Annotated in this window: 11 protein-coding genes; 3 read left to right on the top strand and 8 right to left on the bottom strand. The window is 60.5% G+C overall.

The features are described 5' to 3' along the window. Positions 1 to 70: 70 nt before the first annotated feature. The 7 genes from U6037_RS09505 to U6037_RS09475 form a co-directional block, all read right to left on the bottom strand. The gene (locus U6037_RS09505) at positions 71 to 3694 is read right to left on the bottom strand and encodes a transporter substrate-binding domain-containing protein (RefSeq protein WP_322846547.1); all 3624 of its coding nucleotides are present in this window, start codon (positions 3692 to 3694) and stop codon (positions 71 to 73) included. Beyond that, positions 3695 to 4321: a response regulator transcription factor gene (locus tag U6037_RS09500; RefSeq protein ID WP_322846546.1), complete on the bottom strand. Its 627-nt coding sequence runs from the start codon at positions 4319 to 4321 to the stop codon at positions 3695 to 3697. 161 nt (positions 4322 to 4482) lie between these two features. Continuing rightward, positions 4483 to 5670: an EAL domain-containing response regulator gene (locus U6037_RS09495; protein ID WP_322846545.1), complete on the bottom strand. Its 1188-nt coding sequence runs from the start codon at positions 5668 to 5670 to the stop codon at positions 4483 to 4485. 120 nt (positions 5671 to 5790) lie between these two features. Continuing rightward, positions 5791 to 6507 (bottom strand): MgtC/SapB family protein, encoded by a 717-nt coding sequence (locus tag U6037_RS09490; RefSeq protein ID WP_007913384.1) that lies wholly within the window; start codon positions 6505 to 6507, stop codon positions 5791 to 5793. Positions 6508 to 6637: 130 nt separating this feature from the next. Then, positions 6638 to 9337, bottom strand: coding sequence for a magnesium-translocating P-type ATPase (gene mgtA, locus U6037_RS09485; RefSeq protein WP_322846544.1), 2700 nt, complete (start codon positions 9335 to 9337; stop codon positions 6638 to 6640). A 572-nt stretch (positions 9338 to 9909) separates the two neighbouring features. Further along, a complete protein-coding gene (locus U6037_RS09480; protein WP_322846543.1) occupies positions 9910 to 11244 on the bottom strand; it encodes a lysine N(6)-hydroxylase/L-ornithine N(5)-oxygenase family protein in 1335 nt (444 codons plus the stop codon). 132 nt (positions 11245 to 11376) lie between these two features. Beyond that, positions 11377 to 11859, bottom strand: a complete 483-nt coding sequence (locus U6037_RS09475) for a sigma-70 family RNA polymerase sigma factor (RefSeq protein WP_322846542.1) — start codon at positions 11857 to 11859, stop codon at positions 11377 to 11379. Between the two features lie 319 nt (positions 11860 to 12178). Between U6037_RS09475 and U6037_RS09470 the strand changes: the two genes are divergently transcribed. From U6037_RS09470 to U6037_RS09460, 3 genes are read left to right on the top strand one after another with little or no spacing between them, the layout of a single operon-like run. Next, the gene (locus U6037_RS09470) at positions 12179 to 13351 is read left to right on the top strand and encodes an efflux RND transporter periplasmic adaptor subunit (protein ID WP_322846541.1); all 1173 of its coding nucleotides are present in this window, start codon (positions 12179 to 12181) and stop codon (positions 13349 to 13351) included. After that, the gene (locus U6037_RS09465; protein WP_322846540.1) at positions 13352 to 15325 is read left to right on the top strand and encodes a MacB family efflux pump subunit; all 1974 of its coding nucleotides are present in this window, start codon (positions 13352 to 13354) and stop codon (positions 15323 to 15325) included. Positions 15326 to 15332: 7 nt separating this feature from the next. After that, complete coding sequence (locus U6037_RS09460) at positions 15333 to 16727, top strand: efflux transporter outer membrane subunit (RefSeq protein ID WP_322846539.1); 1395 nt, start codon at positions 15333 to 15335, stop codon at positions 16725 to 16727. Between the two features lie 133 nt (positions 16728 to 16860). Here U6037_RS09460 and U6037_RS09455 read toward each other — a convergent pair whose 3' ends face one another. Continuing rightward, positions 16861 to 18480 (bottom strand): PvdJ/PvdD/PvdP-like protein, encoded by a 1620-nt coding sequence (locus U6037_RS09455; RefSeq protein ID WP_322846538.1) that lies wholly within the window; start codon positions 18478 to 18480, stop codon positions 16861 to 16863. Between the last annotated feature and the right edge of the window lie 11 nt (positions 18481 to 18491).

Here is an 18491-nt window from a genome sequence, read left to right as displayed (position 1 = left end):
GTGAGGGGCTCCTGTAGGCGCATTCCCTGCGCCGTGTAGGATATTTCCTAGCGGTTGAACTTAAGCCGTCTTAAACAAGCAATGGTTCCAACTCCTCGGCCAAGCGTTCCATGGCTTGCTGCAAGGCATCCACTGCGACGGTCAGTTGATTGGAATCCCGCCCGTTGCAGGCCGCTTCCAGTTGTTCGCAGGCTTTGATCAAGGCGTCGGCCTTGATGATCCGTGCGCCGCCCTTGACCCGATGCGCCAGATCCGCCAACCCCGGCAGATCATGCTGAGTGAACAGGCGCAGCAACCGCGCCATATCGTCGTCATTGCTGCTGGCCAGATCACCGAGCAGGCTTTTGATCGATGCCGGATCGCCTCGGGTCAATTGCTCAAGGCTGCTCAGATCGATGTCATCGGCAGACGCAGCAACCGCTGCTTGCGCAATGTCTGCGACAGGCTGCGGCGTGGCTTGCGCCAGCCGGGCATTGAGGTCTTTGAGACTGATCGGCTTGAACAGGCAATCGTCCATTCCCGCCGCCTGACAGCGGCCGATCTCTTCGGGCTGCGCATTGGCAGTAAAGCCGAGAACAAGACACGGCGTCAGTGCTTTCGCCGTCTCTTCTTCGCGAATGGCCCGCGCCAGTTCATAGCCGTTCATGATCGGCATGTTGCAGTCGGTGATGACCACATCGAAAATCTCGTTGCGCCAAGCGCGCAGACCATGCGCGCCATCTTCGGCGTCTTTGACGCGGTGCCCGAGGTAGCTCAGTTGCTGCGACAACAGCAGCCGATTGGCCGGGTAATCGTCGATCACCAGAATGTTCAAGGCATACCGGGCAACGGCCGGTTCGGCGGCCTCCGCCGGCACCTCGATCAACGCCGGCAAGGTCGGCAACGCCACGTCGACTGCGATTTGCGTGCCCTGCCCCAGCGTGCTGTGCAGACGTAAATGGCCGCCCATCATTTCGCATAACGTACGACTGATCACCAAGCCCAGACCGGAACCGCTGCGTGCCGATTGCGTGTTGTTACTGGCCTGGGTGAACGGGCTGAACAGTCGCTGCTGGTCTTCGACGCTGATGCCGCTGCCCGTGTCTTCGACCCGCAGAGACACGGCCAGACGTTCCTCGTCGGTGCCCGGATTGACCTTGAGGCTGACGCGCACCTGGCCTTTTTCGGTGAACTTGATGGCGTTGCTCAACAGGTTCGACAATACCTGCTTGAAGCGCAGCGGATCGACCAGCACATCGCGGTTCGTCGCGGCGTCCAGCTCCAGTACCAGGCGCAACTGTTTTTGCCGCGCCAGGCCTTCAAAGATGCGCACCACCGACTCCAGCAGTTCGCGCAGGTTGGCCCGTTCCGGCGTCAAGGACAGGCGCCCGGATTCGATACGGGCGATGTCGAGGATGTCGCCAATCAGGTCGAGCAGGCCACGCGCAGCACCGGACGCGACTTCGATGGCGAAGCGATCCATGATGCCCTGCTCGGCTTTCTTCATTGCCAGTTCGAGCATGCCGATCACCGCGTTCATCGGCGTGCGGATTTCATGACTCATGGTGGCGAGGAACGTAGTCTTGGCGCGGTTGGCGTCGTCGGCGCCCTCCTTCGCTTCACGCAGGGCTTCGAGCAAGCGCTGGCGTTCGCTGACGTCGATCCAGCCGCCAATCATACCGCTGACTTCACCATCACTGCCGCGATACGGCAGCATCCAGTGATAGATGGTCAACACGCTGTCGCCCATGCTCAGGCTGCGATCCTGCACACGCGGCAAGCCTTCGCTCATCACTTGCAGGTAATCATCGTGATAGGCCTGGGCTTGCGCGGAATTCTCCAGGACACCTTCAAGCACGGTCTTGCCAATCACCGCTTCACGCTCGACCTGGAACACCTGCAAGTAGCCTTCGTTGCACACCAGCAGCTTGCCGGCGCGGTCACGCACGTAGATCGGATGTGGCGTGCCGTCGATCAATACGCGCATGAATTCGAGTTGATCGTTGAGGGCAATTTCCGCCTGCCGGCGTTTGCGCATCAGCAGACGCAGATAGGCGATCCAGCCGAATGCCAGCAGCAACAGGAAAGCCGCGAGGGCAAAGCCCTGAATGATCGCGCTGCGATTGCGCAGCCAGTAACTGTCATCGACCACCACTTCGCTGCGCCAGCGATTGGTCACCTCGTCCAGCTCTTCCGGGGGAATGCTCAGCAGTGCTTTGTCGAGGATCGAGTACAGCTCCAGTGCCCCACGCGCGGTAGCGAACGCCACTTGCGCCGACCGCGTACCGACGGTGCTGGTGATGCGCAACCGATCGCGATACTGCCGGGAAATCATATAGCGCGCGGTGATCAGCGAATTGACCGCCGCCTCGGCTTGACCATTGGCGACCATGTCCATGGCTTGCTGGGCATTGTCGGCATCGACCAGCGTCACCCGCGGATATTGCTCGACCAGCATGTCGCGCACCGGATTGCCGCGAATCACCGCCAGCCGTTTGCCGAGCATGTCATCGAGGGTTCCGGGACTGTTGGGATCGATGCGGCTGACCAGCACAAACGGCGTGCTCAGATACGGCCGGGTGAAGCGCAGGGTGTCCTCGCGTTCGACACTCGGGGTCAGGGTGATCAATACATCCGCACGGTTGCCGCGAATCTGCTCGAGCAATTCCGGCACCGATTGCGCGCGTTGCACATCGAACTTCAGACCGGTGCGCAACGCGACCTTGGCCAGCACATCGGCACTGATCCCGCGAAACTCGCCGTCCTGACTGTAAAATGACAGCGGCAGAAAACTGTCATCGATGGCCACGCGCAAGCGCGGATGCTGGGCCATCCAACGTTGTTCGCTGGCGCTGAAATGCAGCGCCTGTTGGCCGGGCATACTCGCGCCGCCGGCGCTCCAGCGGCGCAGAATGGTCATGCGCTCGCCGGGCGAAATACTCTCCAGGGCGGCGTTGACAATGCGCAACAACCGCTCATTGGCGCGAGGCATGGCGAAGGCAAAGTTCTGCACTTCCATTTGCGAGAAGTCGGCCAGTTGCACGTTGTTCAGGTAGTTCTTGTTGATCAGGTAATTGGCACTGATCGAGTCGCCGAGATAGACGTCGGCACTGCCGAACGCCACGGCACCGATGGCGCTCAGCGTCGAAGGATAAAGCCGCACAGTGGCGTGCGGATAGAACGCTTTGACCTGCTCGGGCGGCAGGTAGTGATAAAGCATCGCCACCTGTTTGCCGGCGAGGTCCGGGGACAGGTTCTGACTGTCGCCGACGCGCGTTACCAGGGTCGGCACATCGTCAGCATAGGCTTGAGACATTGCCAGATCAGGGTCGGCGGCTTCGAAGCCGTTGGACGTGCCGAGCATATCCACTTCCCCGCTTTTCAGCGCCGCCAGCACCTCCGAGCGCGAGGCATAGCGGCGCACTTCAATGTGGATATTCAGCAATTGACTGAGCAACTCTGCGTAATCGGCCGTCAGCCCTTCGTAATCGTTACCGTTGCTGGTGATCGCGAAGGGTGAATAATCGGGGGCCGAAGCCCCCAGGCGCAAAGTGCCTTTGCTGCGCAGCCAGGACCAGTCCTGACCATCGAGCTGGACGCTGTAGCCGTCGACGCTCGAACGGCCGAGCACATGCAGGGTTTCCACCGGCGCCGCCAGCGTCGTATTGGCAAAAACGGCCAGGCCCAGCAGCCAGCATCGGGTGAAATAGCGCATTCAGATCAGGTTATTGCGTTTGGCAAAATCGGCGAGGTAAACCACCGACTTGACGTTGAGTTTTTCGATCAGGCGCGTCTTGTAGGTGCTGATCGTCTTGTTGCTCAGCAGCATCGCTTCGCCGATTTCCTTGTTGGTCAGACCGTTGGACAACTGCTGCAGAATGGTCAGCTCACGGTCGGAAAGGCTCTGGATCAATTCCAGATCGCTAGCCTGCGAATCACTGCGGCGGACACTGCTGGTCGAAAGATTGGGAAAAAACGTGTAGCCATCCATGATGACCTTGATCGCTTTGATCAACTCATCCAGCTCATTGGTCTTGGACAGGAAGCCTGCGGCGCCGGCCTTCATGCAGCGCGCTGAATAGAACAATGCCGACTGCGAAGTCAGCACCAGAATCTTGCTCTTCACACCGAGAGCACAGATGCGGCCGATCACTTCCAGCCCGTCGAGTTTGGGCATGGCGATGTCGAGGATGATCAAGTCGGGTATGAGCTCGCGCGTCAACTGCACCGCATCGGCACCGTTGTCGGCCTCGCCCACCACCTCGAAACCTTCCAGCTTAAGGAGCATCCTGACCGACGAGCGAATGAAAGGGTGATCGTCTACAACCAACGCTTTAAACATATGAACCCCTGTAGGACCCGCCGAAAGACTCGGAAATGCAATCGTCCATGGCCTGGAAGAAACTCGAATGAATGACGGTCCGAAGCGTGGCTCAAAAATACACCAGACTCCGCACAGTGTAGGAACTATCTTGGCCTTTTCCGCACGCTTTGCGAAGCGGCTCAATCCAGTTGATCGCGAGACGTCAGCCACTGCAACAAATCATGCCCGGTCATGGGCCGGGCGAGGTGAAAACCCTGGCCAACCTCACAACCCAGCCCGACCAGCGCCTCCTTCATCGAGCGGCTGCTGACCCCCTCAATCACCAGTTGCATATCCAGCGAACGGGCCAGCGCTTGCGTGGTGGCGATTATGGTTTGCCAATAGGGCTGGTAGAGATGCTGGACCCGTTCGGCGTCGAACTTGAGCTGATTGAAGGGCAACTGGCATAGCAGTTTCAACGAAGAGAAGCCGGCACCGAAATCGTCGATGGCCAGGCCACAACCGAGCAAACGCAGGCGCAACAGGCTTTCTTGCGTGCCGGGCGCCATTTCCAGCAAACCGTTTTCACTCAGCTCAAACTGCAAGACCGAGCCGGTAAACCCGTGACGCTGCAATGCGCTCTGGATATGCCCGACCAGTTCGTGGTCGGCCAGTTGCGATGCATGCAGGTTGAATGACAGTTCCAGGTGCAGACCCTGATGACGCAAGATTCCCAGCAGGCACAAGCCCTGTTCGAGCAACTGTTTGAACATCGGATTGATCAAGTCATAGGCGACCAACGCGGCGAGAAACTCGCTCGGCAGCAACACGCCGCTGGCCGGATGTTCCCAGCGCACCAGCGCCTCGGCGCCAGCGACCTGGTTGCTAGCCAGATAGAACTTGGGCTGGAACCATGCACGAAATTCGCCCAGTGCCAGTCCCCGACGCAGCTCGTCTTCGCTGGGCAATTCCCTCGGCGGCATCCGCACACTCAGCGCCGGATGCGGTGTCCGGTAGCGATGCAACGCTCGGTGCAAAACGCGTAAAGGTACCGGCGGTTGAATGACTCCCAGCAACTGCAAGCCCGCCAGCGTGTCCATTTGCCCGAGAGTACGCTGTAAGCCCGGGCGCAATTCGCTGCTGAGGATAACGGCGCGCACCATGCCGGTTTCATTGGCATGGCCAAGAAACCCCAGGCAGTCGAGGCCATTATCGAGCAAATCGCAGACCACGATGTCGACCCCGCCCGACAAATGCATCTGCACCAGCGCCTGCTCGCCATCACTGGCCTGCAACACATCGCGCACACCGAGACGGTGCAGCATCCTGACCATCACGCTGCGTGCGAACGCATGATTTTCCAGTACCAGAACACGGGGTGAGGTCATCTTTCATCCATCGCTGCGCAGACCTGAGAGGCGGCATAGTGGCGTCGGATGAGGCGTTGTATTGACAGATTAATCCTGTCGACTTGTAGGAAATTTCCCAAGCCGGCACTGATTCAAGGGTTATTCCGTTGTACTCGGACTCCAGAACGCCTGCACCACCAGCGCCGATGTGGAAATCCGCGCCACCAAGGCGTCGAGTTCATCGCCATCGACTGACGTCGTCGCCAGCGTCGCTTCGATTTCGATTTCATCGGCGCCGAAGGCATGCACATCGACATCGCTGGCAGGGTAGTTGCTGCGCTCAAGCTCGGCTTCGAGCAGGGCGAATACGGCGGTTTGCTGTGAGCGCCGGGCGATGACGTAGACGATGTTGGTGACTTCCGCCGAGACCACGTCCAGTGGCTGGCGGTTGATGTTGTTGACGATCGGCCGCAGCAAGGTATTGGCGGCGAGGATGAACAGCGTGCCGAGCACGGCTTCTGCGAGCAGGTCGGCACCGGCACAGGCGCCGACCGCAGCAGACGTCCACAGGGTCGCGGCGGTATTGAGACCGCGCACGTTGCCCTCTTCGCGCATGATCACCCCGGCGCCGAGAAAGCCGATGCCGGAGACCACGTAGGCAACCACGCGCACGGCACCTTCTGCGCCAGCTAGACGGTTGGCCATATCGACGAAAATCGCCGCGCCGACGGCGACCAGTACGTTGGTGCGCAGGCCGGCAGTGCGTTGCCGGTACTGGCGCTCGAAGCCGATCAGACCACCGAGAATGAACGCGGCGCTGAGGCTGACGAGGGTGTCGAGCAGCGAATCGAGGTTGAGGTTGTTGATGGCTTGCATAGTCATTTCCTTGAATACACACAAATCCCCTGTAGGAGCTGCCGAAGGCTGCGATCTTTTGATCTTTGGAAGCAGAATCAAAAGATCGCAGCCTTCGGCAGCTCCTACAGGGGGGCAGCGTTCTAGCTGTTTATTGCCAGCCGAACCGACGGATGTAGAAACCTTTCACCGCCTGGGTCAGCGCCATGTACGCCAGCAGGATCACCGGCAGGAACACGAAGTACAGCGATGGCAGCGCCTGCAATTTGAAGTAGTGCGCCAGTGGTCCCATCGGCAGGAAGATGCCGACCGCCATGATGATTCCGGTCATCACCAGCAGCGGCATGGCTGCACGGCTTTGCAGGAACGGAATCTTCGGCGTACGGATCATGTGCACGATCAGCGTCTGGGTCAGCAACCCGACCACGAACCAGCCGGACTGGAACAGGGTCTGGTGATCCGGGGTGTTGGCATCGAAGACGTACCACATCAAGGCGAACGTGGTGATGTCAAAGATCGAACTGATCGGGCCGAAGAACAGCATGAAGCGCCCGACGTCACCCGGCTGCCAGCGTTGTGGTTTTTTCAGCATTTCCTCGTCGACGTTATCGAACGGAATCGCAATCTGCGAAATGTCGTAGAGCAGGTTCTGCACCAGCAGATGCATCGGCAGCATCGGCAGGAACGGAATGAACGCACTGGCGACCAGCACCGAGAAGACGTTGCCGAAGTTGGAACTGGCGGTCATCTTGATGTACTTGAGCATGTTGGCGAAGGTGCGCCGCCCTTCGAGCACGCCCTCCTCCAATACCATCAGACTCTTTTCGAGGAGGATGATGTCCGCCGCTTCCTTGGCGATGTCCACCGCGCTGTCCACGGAAATACCGATGTCGGCAGTGCGCAGCGCTGGTGCATCGTTGATGCCGTCGCCCATGAAGCCGACTACATGGCCGTTGCCTTTGAGGATGCGCACGATGCGCTCCTTGTGCGACGGCGTCAGTTTGGCGAAGACGTTGGTCTTCTCTACGGCCACTGCCAGCTCGGCATCGCTCATGCGCTCGACGTCGTTGCCCAGCAACAGGCCTTGTTGCGCCAACCCGACTTCGCGGCAAATCTTCGCCGTCACCAGTTCGTTGTCGCCAGTCAGCACTTTCACTGCCACGCCATGTTCGGCCAAGGCCTTGAGCGCTGGTGCAGTGCTTTCCTTCGGTGGATCGAGGAACGCGACATAACCGATCAGCGTCAGTTCCTGTTCATCGGCCAGGCTATAAACTTCACGACCTTCGGGCATCGAGCGAGCGGCCACGGCCACCACGCGCAAGCCTTCAGCGTTGAATGCTGCGGTGACCTGACGAATCTTGGTCAGCAATTCATCGCTCAAGGCTTCATCGATATCGCCATGACGCACGCGGCTGCACACCGCCAAGACTTCTTCGACCGCACCTTTGCAGATCAATTGATGCGGCTGACCACGCCCTTCGACCACCACCGACATGCGCCGACGATTGAAGTCGAACGGGATCTCATCGACCTTGCGGAATGCCGTGCCGACTTTCAGTTCGCGGTGGATCTCCACGTGTTCCAGTACCGCGACATCCAGCAGGTTTTTCAGGCCGGTCTGGTAGTAGCTGTTGAGGTAAGCCATTTCCAGCACGTCATCGGAGTCTTCACCCCAGACGTCGACATTGCGCGCGAGGAAGATCTTGTCCTGAGTCAGCGTGCCGGTCTTGTCGGTGCACAGTACGTCCATGGCGCCAAAGTTCTGGATCGCATCAAGACGTTTAACGATGACTTTTTTGCGCGACAGGAACACCGCGCCTTTGGCCAGCGTCGAGGTGACGATCATCGGCAGCATTTCCGGAGTCAGGCCGACGGCAATCGACAGCGCGAACAGCAGTGCTTCCGTCCAGTCGCCCTTGGTGAACCCGTTGATGAACAGCACCAGCGGCGCCATGACGAACATGAAACGGATCAGCAGCCAGCTGACTTTGTTGACGCCTTGCTGGAACGAAGTCACTGCGCGATCGGTAGCGCCAACCCGTTGCGCCAACGCACCGAAATAAGTGCTGTTGCCGGTGGTCAGGATGACTGCCACAGCAGTACCGGACACAACGTTGGTGCCCATGAACAGGATGTTTTCCAGCTCCAGCGGATTGCGCGTGACGCGATCGGCCTGACGCGGGAATTTTTCCACCGGCATCGATTCGCCAGTCATCGCTGCCTGACTGACGAACAGGTCCTTGGCGCTGAGCACCCGGCAATCGGCCGGAATCATGTCACCGGCCGAGAGCACGATCAGATCGCCCGGCACCAATTGTTTGATCGGCAATTCGCTGCGCGGCGCGTCACGGCGCATGACGGTGGCGGTGTTGCTGACCATGGCTTTGAGTGCGTCGGCGGCCTGATTGGATTTGCTTTCCTGCCAGAAGCGCAGCAGCGTCGACAGCACCACCATGGAGAAAATCACCACGGCGGCCTTGAGGTCTTCGGTCAGCCACGAGATCACCGCCAACAGGGTCAGCAGCAGGTTGAACGGGTTTTTGTAGCAGTGCCACAGGTGAGTCCACCATGGCAGCGGCTGCTCGTGTTCGACCTCGTTGAGGCCGTATTGCGCACGCAGCGCATCGACTTCGAAATCGGTCAGGCCATCGGAATGCGTGCCGAGTGACGACAGCAACACACCGCTGTCGCAATGTGCGGCATCGACCAGGGTGTTGGCCAAAGTGGGTGGGACTTCACGGCTGACCGTGGTGTCGTTGATCGACTCCAGCAGCGCCAGACGACGGAAGTGCCGGGCGATGTGGCGGGTCCGCAGGAAGCCTGCGAAAAATTCCTTGAGCGTAAGTTTCATGGCTGTTGCCCCTATGGTCAGCCGGGAAACCGTCAAGCAGGTACGGCCGCGCCTCGTGCGCCGGAAAAACCGGCACGGCAAGGCTTGGCGCGCCAGTCAGAAAAGACAGGCGTGTCGATAGGGCTGCGATGACGACAATAAAGTCGCAATCACGCTCTGTTCAGCGTCGATGAGAAGGACGTCTAGACATGACCACGGACGGGCCATGCACGGGATGCCGCTGCTCGCTTTTACGGCGAGACAACGACAGAGAAAGTCTGCGCGTTATCTTGCCGAGAATCTGCCGGTTACCGAGACCGGCCGACAACTGTCACTCGAACAAGTACCCACTGTGGGTCTCCGCTATTGATGAAAACGCGCGAAGCTTACGCCCCGATGATTGGAGAGTAAACCCGCAAAAGGAGGTGTGTCGGAGAATGTGGGGGATGTTCAGGAAGGGTTCAGGATTGTGAAACTCTGGTGTTTTCGAGAGCCCCATCGCGAGCAGGCTCACTCCTACATTGGTCCTGCGTACACAGAACATTGTAGGAGTGAGCCTGCTCGCGATAGCGGTGTATCAGGCGCCGCTGATCTTAGCTGGCGGTTGCTAACAACAAGTCCGCCATCGACCGATGCCCACGGTTCTTGCCATGCTCATACAGCGAGCCGGCAATCTCGTCCGCGCGAATCGGCAGCACCGACAGCAACGTGTCGCTCAGACCATGGCTGGCCTGGCAGAAGCCCTGCATGTAGATGCCGGCCTTGCAGCGCTCGTCAGTGATCACTTTGTAGTTGCGATCAACCTCGAAGTCGCCCAGGTATTCTTCCAGCGGCGCCAGCAGTTTGCGGTGCATCTGCCGCTCGTAACCGGTGGCCAGAACAACGGCGTCGTAGTTGCGCACGGTCACTTCGCCGGTGGCGTTATTGCGCACGGCCAGTTCAATGCCATTGGCGGTCGCGGTAGCGCTTTCGACGGTGGTCAGGGTGCGGAACGCGTGACGGGCAATTCCGGACACCTTCTGGCGATAGAAGATGCCGTAGATGCGCTCGATCAGGTCGATGTCGACCACCGAGTAGTTGGTGTTGTGGTACTCGTTGACCAGCCGCTCACGCTCGGCGCTGTTCTGCTGGAACACCAGGTCGGTGAACTCCGGCGAGAACACTTCGTTGACGAACGGGCTGTCGTCGGCAGGCTTCAAGGCCGAGCCGCGCAGGATCATGTCGACCTGCACCGACGGGAACGAATCGTTCAGATCGATAAAGGCCTCCGCCGCGCTCTGCCCGCCACCGATGATCGCGATGCTCATCGGCTGGTTGTTCATGCACGGCTGCTTGGCCATTTGCGAGAGGTATTGGGAGTGGTGGAACACGCGCTTGTCGCCCTTCAGCGCTTTGAACGCTTCCGGAATACGCGGTGTGCCGCCAGCGCTGACCACCACCGAACGGGTGGTCCGCACGTGTTGCAGGCCATCGCTGCCACGGGAAATCACGCGCAGTGCTTCAACCTGATGGTTGTGCAGCACCGGCTCGATGGTCAGCACTTCTTCGCCGTAACGGCTCTGCTCGGTGAACTGCCCGGCGACCCAGCGCAGGTAGTCGTTGTACTCCATGCGGCATGGATAGAAAGTGCCGAGGTTGATGAAGTCGACCAGACGACCGTGATATTTCAGATAGTTGACGAATGAATACGGGCTGGTCGGATTACGCAGGGTCACCAGATCCTTGAGGAAGGAAATCTGCAACTCGCTTTGCGTCGACAGGGTGTTGCCGTGCCAGCTGTAGTTGGCCTGCTTGTCGAGGAACAGCACATCCAGCTCGCCCTGGGTCGGGCCGCGCTCTTGCAGAGCGATGGCCAGCGCCAGGTTCGAAGGGCCGAAACCGACGCCGATCAGGTCGTGAACGATGGGCGATGCAATTGCCTGTGTCATTTCCAGTGTCCTCTGGATGAACCCCTCAACCGTGGGGATAAAGCCTGGGTGACCTGACCGGCCCGAAGCAGGACAGCAGATCGTCTGTTGAGTAGGAACGAGGACGGTGAAAAAAAATTTACTGATGAAGGATCAATGGGCGTCCCATTGCTTGATCCGCACCCGGCAATGTTTCATGGCATTGACGATGTGTTTCTCTACCAGCGCTTTTGAAATCCCGAGGTTCTCGGCGATTTCGTTATGGGACAGACCTTCGATCTTGCGCAGCAGAAAACTTTCGCGACACAGCGGTGACAATTCTGCCAGTGCGCGCTGAAGCATCGCCAGACGTTGACCGTGATCAAGGGTGCCATGGGGCGACGGGGTGAAATAGCGCTCTTCGCTGTCCAGCACGTCAAGCGGCTCGGCCTGACGCAAGGCGTTGCGCCGATGATCATCGATGACCAGGTTCAAGGCCGTGCGATAAAGGAAGGCCCGCGGTTGTTCGATCGGCGTATCGCTGGAACGCTCCAGCACCCGCACATAAGCGTCATGCACCACATCTTCGGCCACCTGACGGTTGCCCAGTCTGGCGTTAAGGAAACACACCAGCTCGCGATAGTAGTTTTCCAACATGACTCCCGACCGCAACGGTGCGGTTTCGATCCTTGAGCCAGATCCGCCAGGGTCAAAACGACAATGGCACGATGGTGGCAATTTCAGATGCGTAATTTATAGTAATTCTCATATAGATTTAAAGTGCTGTTTCGATTTGCCCGACAAATTGTGGGCATCTATACCTGTTACCGGGTTTTTCAGCGCTTAAATTACCTGCCGCGTCTCTCGTTTAAAGGACAGTTCCCCGTATCTGTCGCCTCCTGCGACAGCGTTCGGTCGTGGCCCGCGTGCGGTGCCGGCTGGATGACGGGTCGATTCTCACTGGCCGGAACCCTGCATGAAACGTCCCCGCCCCGCCCGACGCGCCCTGCTCGTAGCCCTTTGTCTGATTCCCGTTGTCGCCGTAGCCGCCTGGCAGATATTGCCGCCCGGCCGGGACAAGTTCGCCACCGTGCTTGTCAGTCGCGGCGACATTGAAAGCAGCGTCACCGCGCTGGGCACGCTGCAGCCCAGGCGCTATGTGGACGTCGGCGCCCAGGCTTCCGGGCAAATCCGCAAAATCCATGTGGAAGTCGGCGACGTGGTCAAGCAAGGCCAATTGCTCGTCGAAATCGATCCGTCCACGCAAAAGGCCAAGCTCGACGCCAGCCAGTTCTCGATCGAGAACCTCAAGGCGCAGTTGCAAGAGCAACAGGCGCAGCACGAACTGGCGCGGCAGAAGTACCAGCGCCAGCAGAACCTCGCGGCCGGCGGCGCCACCCGTGAAGAAGACGTGCAGACCGCCCGCGCCGAGCTCAAGGCGACCCAGGCACGGATCGACATGTTCCGTGCGCAGATCCGTCAGGCGGAGGCCAGTCTGCGCAGTGATCAGGCAGAACTGGGCTACACGCGCATTTATGCGCCGATGGAAGGCACCGTGGTCGCACTCGATGCCCGCGAAGGCCAGACACTCAATGCCCAGCAGCAGACGCCACTGATTCTGCGCATCGCCAAACTGTCGCCGATGACGGTCTGGGCCGAGGTCTCCGAGGCCGATATCGGCCATGTAAAACCGGGCATGACTGCTTACTTCACCACACTCAGCGGTGGCAATCGGCGCTGGAGCAGCACTGTTCGGCAAATCCTGCCGGTGCCACCCAAACCGCTGGATCAGACCAGCCAGGGCGGTGGCAGCCCGGCCAGCTCGAGTAAAAGCGGCAGCGCGCGCGTAGTGCTGTACACCGTGCTACTGGACGTCGATAACGCCGACAACGCCTTGATGGCAGAGATGACCACCCAAGTGTTCTTCGTCGCCGACCAGGCGAAAAACGTTCTCACCGCACCGGTCGCCGCCCTGCAGGGCAGCGCGGCGGCCAATCGGCAGACCGCGCAGGTCATCGCCGCCAATGGCGAGATTCAGTTGCGGGAAGTACGCACCGGCATCAGCGACCGCCTCAAAGTGCAGATCATCGAGGGCTTGAACGAAGGCGATCACTTGCTGATCGGCCCGGCCGACGGCAGCGGAGGTTGAATGCAAACGCCTCTGATCGACCTGCAGGACATCCGCAAATCCTACGGCGGCGGTGACGCTCCCGAAGTTCACGTGTTGCGCGGCATCGACCTGTCGATTCACGCCGGCGAGTTCGTGGCGATTGTCGGCGCGTCCGGTTCCGGCAAATCGACACTGATGAACATTCTCGGCTGCCTCGACCGGCCGACGTCCGGCGAATACCGCTTCGCCGGGGAAAACGTCGCCGGCCTCGATAGCGATGAACTGGCCTGGCTGCGCCGCGAAGCCTTCGGATTCGTGTTCCAGGGTTACCACCTGATTCCGTCCGGCTCGGCCCAGGAAAACGTCGAGATGCCGGCCATCTACGCCGGCACCCCCGCCGCCGAGCGTCACGCGCGCGCCGCCGCCCTGCTCGATCGCCTGGGCCTGGCCTCACGCACCGGCAACCGCCCCCATCAGCTTTCCGGAGGCCAGCAACAACGAGTGTCGATTGCCCGCGCGCTGATGAATGGCGGCCACATCATTCTGGCCGACGAACCGACCGGCGCCCTCGACAGCCACAGCGGCAAGGAAGTCATGGCGCTGCTCGATGAACTGGCGAGTCAGGGCCACGTTGTGATTCTCATCACCCACGACCGCGAAGTGGCGGCGCGTGCCAAGCGCATTATCGAAATCAGCGATGGCTTGATCATCAGCGATAGCGCCAGAAACAACCCCGACGCCCAGCACAGTGCCAATCCCGGCGCCCTGCAAGCGGTGGATCTGCGCAAGCGCTTGAGCGAAGGCGCCGAAGCCACCGGGGCCTGGAAAGGCGAACTGGTGGATGCCCTGCATGCGGCGTGGCGGGTGATGTGGATCAACCGCTTCCGCACCGCGCTGACCTTGCTCGGCATCATCATCGGCGTCGCCTCGGTGGTGGTCATGCTCGCCGTCGGCGAAGGCAGCAAACGCCAGGTCATGGCGCAAATGGGTGCATTCGGCTCCAACATCATTTACCTCAGCGGCTCGGCGCCCAACCCGCGAACGCCACCGGGCGTCATCACCCTGGACGATGTGCATGCCCTGGCGAGCCTGCCGCAAGTGCAGCGGATCATGCCGGTCAACGGCGCCGAGGCCGGCGTGCGCTTCGGCAATGCCGACCACCTCAGTTACGTCGGCGGCAATGACACCAATTTCCCGGCGATCTTCAACTGGCCGGTGGTTCAGGGCAGTTACTTCACTGAGGCCGACGAACAGAACGCGGCAGCCGTTGCTGTGATCGGCCACAAGGTGCGCACCAAACTCCTCAAAGACATACCGAACCCGATCGGCCAATACATCCTGATCGAGAACGTGCCGTTTCAGGTGGTCGGGGTGCTGGCGGAAAAAGGTGCCAGCTCCGGCGACTCCGACAGCGACAACCGCATCGCCGTGCCCTACTCCGCCGCCAGTGTGAGGTTGTTCGGCACGCGTAATCCGGAGTACGTGGCCATCGCTGCCGCCGATGCGCGCAAGGTCAAGGACACCGAACATGCCATCGAACAATTGATGTTGAACCTGCACAACGGCAAGAAGGATTTCGAACTGACCAACAACGCCGCGATGATCCAGGCCGAAGCGCGCACACAAAACACCCTGTCGCTGATGCTCGGCTCGATTGCGGCGATCTCGCTGCTGGTCGGCGGCATTGGCGTGATGAACATCATGCTCATGACCGTTCGCGAACGCACTCGCGAGATCGGCATCCGCATGGCCACCGGCGCCCGCCAGCGCGACATCCTGCGCCAGTTTCTCACTGAAGCGGTGATGCTCTCGGTGGTCGGCGGTATCGCCGGCATCGCCCTGGCGCTGATCATTGGCGGCGTGCTGATTCTCAGTGAAGTCGCGGTGGCATTCTCATTGATGGCGGTACTCGGCGCTTTCGGTTGCGCCTTGGTCACCGGTGTTGTCTTCGGCTTCATGCCCGCCCGCAAAGCTGCCCGGCTCGATCCGGTCACGGCCCTTACCAGTGAATGATCGCTCTATGAAACCGCGCCTCAGTTTGTTGACCGTGTGCCTGATACTCAGCGCTTGCGGCAGTTCCCCGCAACGTCCGGACAGCGGCATTGTGCCGCCTGCCGCTTGGCAATCACCGCACAACACCGGCGCCGAACGCGACGCCCTGCGCTGGTGGACGCGCTTCGCCAGCCCGCAGCTCGATCAATTGATCGAGCAGGCCCAGGTCGGCAGTTACGACCTGGCCGCAGCCATCGCTCGCGTCCGTCAGGCGCGTGCCGACACCGTGATTGCCGGCGGCTCGTTGCTGCCGGAAATACAAGGTACCGGCAACGCCAATCGGCAAAAGCTGTTGCGTGGCGATGGCTATCGTCAACTGGATGCCGACAGCAGTAACAGGGCGGTGGACTACTTCGACGTCGGCCTCAGCGCCAGTTACGAAATCGACTTCTGGGGCGGCAAGCGCGCATCGCGCGACAGTGCCCGGTTCAGCCTGCAGGCCAGCGAGTTTGATCGCGCCACCGTCGAGCTGACCCTGCTCAGCAGCGTCGCCAACAGCTACACGCAGGTGCTGTCGCTCCAGGAACAGAGCCGCATCGCCGAGCTTAATCTGGCCAACGCGCAAAACGTCCTGCAACTGGTGCAGACGCGCTACAACGCAGGTTCCGCCACGGCGCTTGAACTGGCGCAACAGAAAAGCCTGGTGGCCGCGCAGCAACGCCAACTGCCGACCGTCCAGCAACAGGCTCGAGATGCGCAGATCGTCCTGGCGGCACTGCTCGGCCGCCCGGTGCAAGACCTGCCGGACAGCCACGAGTCATTCGACCAGTTGCAATGGCCGCCGATATCCGCCGGCCTGCCCAGCGAACTGCTGACCCGGCGTCCGGACATCGCCCGTGCCGAGGCGCAATTGGCGGCCGCTCAGGCGAACGTCACGGTGGCACGGGCGGCGATGCTGCCGAAAGTCACGCTGGGCGCGAGCATTGGCTCGGGTGCCAACCAGGCCGATGACCTGTTGCGCAGTCCGTTCTACAACCTCACCGCCGGGCTGACCGCACCGATCTTCAACAATGGGCGTCTGGGTGCCGAGCGCGACAAGGCCACGGCCCGTCAGGAAGAGCTGTTGCAAACCTATCGGGGCGCCATCATCAATGGTTTCGCCGACGTCGAAAAAGCCCTCAACAGCATCCGTGGCCTTGATCAACAACGGCAGTGGCAGAGCGAAGAACTGAATCAGGCGCAAACCGCCTTCAACATCGCCCAGAGCCGTTATCAGGCGGGTGCCGAGGACTTGCTGACCGTGCTGGAAACCCAGCGCACGCTGTATGCGGCGCAAGACCAGAACGTGCAACTGCGGCTGTCGCGAATGCAGGCGAGTATTGCCTTGTACAAGGCGCTGGGTGGTGGGTGGCAGACGCATTAATTGCGTTGCCTGGCAGACCGCTTTCGCGAGCAGGCTCGCTCCCACAGGGAATTTGTGATTGGCTCAGACATTGCGGTCTGACACATGAACCTGTGGGAGCAAGCCTGCTCGCGAATGAACGATGACCCAGCTCTCAAGCCGGGCTGGTTTTAGGCTTCAGATTGCGCGCATACCACGGCCGTTGCGGCACGCGGCGGAACAGCCCGGCGAGTTTTTTCTCGTCATTGAGGAAGGTGATGCGCAGTGCCAGCTTCATGGTTTCCGGGTCCATCTCCACCGTCTTGCCCGCCTGCAACCCCGGCGTAGTGCTGCAGCCATGCGTGACCGGCCCCAGCCACGGATCATCGACTTCGTTCCAGCGCCCGGGTGCAAACCACTGCACACCGTTGACCACCTTGCGAGTGACCTCACCCGGATGGAAGCGCTCGTGCGCGCGAAACCAGTCTTCGATACGGTCGTCGATCCAGCCATGAAAATGCCAGAACGACGGATTGACGTGGGATGAAAACGGGTCGCCAAGGAAGTCATTTTCCGGGCCATACCAACGCGCAGCGAAGTCGGCAGGATCACGCGCGAAAGGCACCGGCTGACCGTTCGACGGGTCGCGTGGCACGGACGCCCAGCGCATGTGCAGCCAGTCGTGCAGGCCCAATTCAACTTCGGAACCGAACTGACCGAGCGTGAGTCTGGCCAGGTACACCGGATCACGGTATTGCGACTCCCAGACCTGGAAGTTGCTTTCGTAGGTCTCGGCCGTCTTGATGTCGCTGACCCACTTGCTGTACTCGTCATCACCGTCAGCCAGCCATGCGGGCGGCAGCGCCGTGCCGTCATGGTTGTCGAAGTAACGGGCGAAGCCCGGGCGATCACGGATCAATTCCGGCTGAGGCAGCGGAAAGTATTGCCACGATGGCAGGTCCTGCATTGAACGCGCCGTGCCAAGCATGTGCCGGTGCATGAAGAAGAAATCCACCCCGGAGCCGTTGCGATCCTTGCGCGACCCACGGGCATCGCGCTCCTTGTCACGCGGTCCGGGCTGCCAGCCGATGCCGCGCAGGGCTTCGCGCTTGTCTTCCGGCAAGGTGTGCCACTTGTCCCGCGTGGCATGCCACAACTGGTGGAACAGTCGGTGCTCGGGGGAAATCAACCAGGCCAGCAACGTCGGATTCAACGGCGTACGCTCACGCGCCTCGGGAAACAGGCGCTTGACTGCGACGAAACCATTGTCCTGTACCGGCAAGGCCAAGGGCCGATCCAGGCGCAAGACTTTACCGCTGAGGGTGCCTTTGCCGGCGTTGCCGAAATCGGCCCAGACCTCATCCAGGATCATTTCCAGCTCATAGTCGATCTGGCCTTGCACACCGATCAGCCGCCAGGTCAACTTCGCGGCGTCGGCACCGGCGAGATCGCCAAGAATTCGGTAACGAGGTGTTTCGCCGGAGCGCAAACGCTCCGGTGTATCAAGAAAACCACAGACGCCACGGCCTTTCTGGCCGATGTCGAGGAACACTTGCAGGCCCTTGGCCGGAAGCCCTTCAAGGCCTGCGTCACGGCCTTCGAAGCGAATATCCCAGACGCCCCGCAAGGCACTGGCCAAGCGTTGTCCGGCGAGGTCGGCGACGTCGAAAGACGCTTCACCCGGAGTGATCGTCGGATCCGGCTTCGTCCATTCACGATGCCCAAAATAAGCCGCCGGCACCGCAGCGCCGGTCAGCGCCAGGCCCGCCATGAACCATCGTCGAGAAATCTTCATTGCCCTACCTG

The sequence above is a fragment of the Pseudomonas sp. B33.4 genome, from assembly GCF_034555375.1.
Lineage (GTDB): Bacteria > Pseudomonadota > Gammaproteobacteria > Pseudomonadales > Pseudomonadaceae > Aquipseudomonas.
This window is presented reverse-complemented; position numbering and strand designations above follow the sequence as displayed.

What these genes read in the sequence shown, in the direction of transcription:
- U6037_RS09490 (WP_007913384.1), bottom strand. Translation starts at nt 6,507, where the DNA reads ATGCAAGCCATCAACAACCTCAACCTCGATTCGCTGCTCGACACCCTC.
- U6037_RS09500 (WP_322846546.1), bottom strand. Translation starts at nt 4,321, where the DNA reads ATGTTTAAAGCGTTGGTTGTAGACGATCACCCTTTCATTCGCTCGTCG.
- U6037_RS09460 (WP_322846539.1), top strand. Translation starts at nt 15,333, where the DNA reads ATGAAACCGCGCCTCAGTTTGTTGACCGTGTGCCTGATACTCAGCGCT.
- U6037_RS09475 (WP_322846542.1), bottom strand. Translation starts at nt 11,859, where the DNA reads ATGTTGGAAAACTACTATCGCGAGCTGGTGTGTTTCCTTAACGCCAGA.
- U6037_RS09470 (WP_322846541.1), top strand. Translation starts at nt 12,179, where the DNA reads ATGAAACGTCCCCGCCCCGCCCGACGCGCCCTGCTCGTAGCCCTTTGT.
- mgtA (WP_322846544.1), bottom strand. Translation starts at nt 9,337, where the DNA reads ATGAAACTTACGCTCAAGGAATTTTTCGCAGGCTTCCTGCGGACCCGC.
- U6037_RS09495 (WP_322846545.1), bottom strand. Translation starts at nt 5,670, where the DNA reads ATGACCTCACCCCGTGTTCTGGTACTGGAAAATCATGCGTTCGCACGC.
- U6037_RS09505 (WP_322846547.1), bottom strand. Translation starts at nt 3,694, where the DNA reads ATGCGCTATTTCACCCGATGCTGGCTGCTGGGCCTGGCCGTTTTTGCC.
- U6037_RS09465 (WP_322846540.1), top strand. Translation starts at nt 13,352, where the DNA reads ATGCAAACGCCTCTGATCGACCTGCAGGACATCCGCAAATCCTACGGC.
- U6037_RS09455 (WP_322846538.1), bottom strand. Translation starts at nt 18,480, where the DNA reads ATGAAGATTTCTCGACGATGGTTCATGGCGGGCCTGGCGCTGACCGGC.
- U6037_RS09480 (WP_322846543.1), bottom strand. Translation starts at nt 11,244, where the DNA reads ATGACACAGGCAATTGCATCGCCCATCGTTCACGACCTGATCGGCGTC.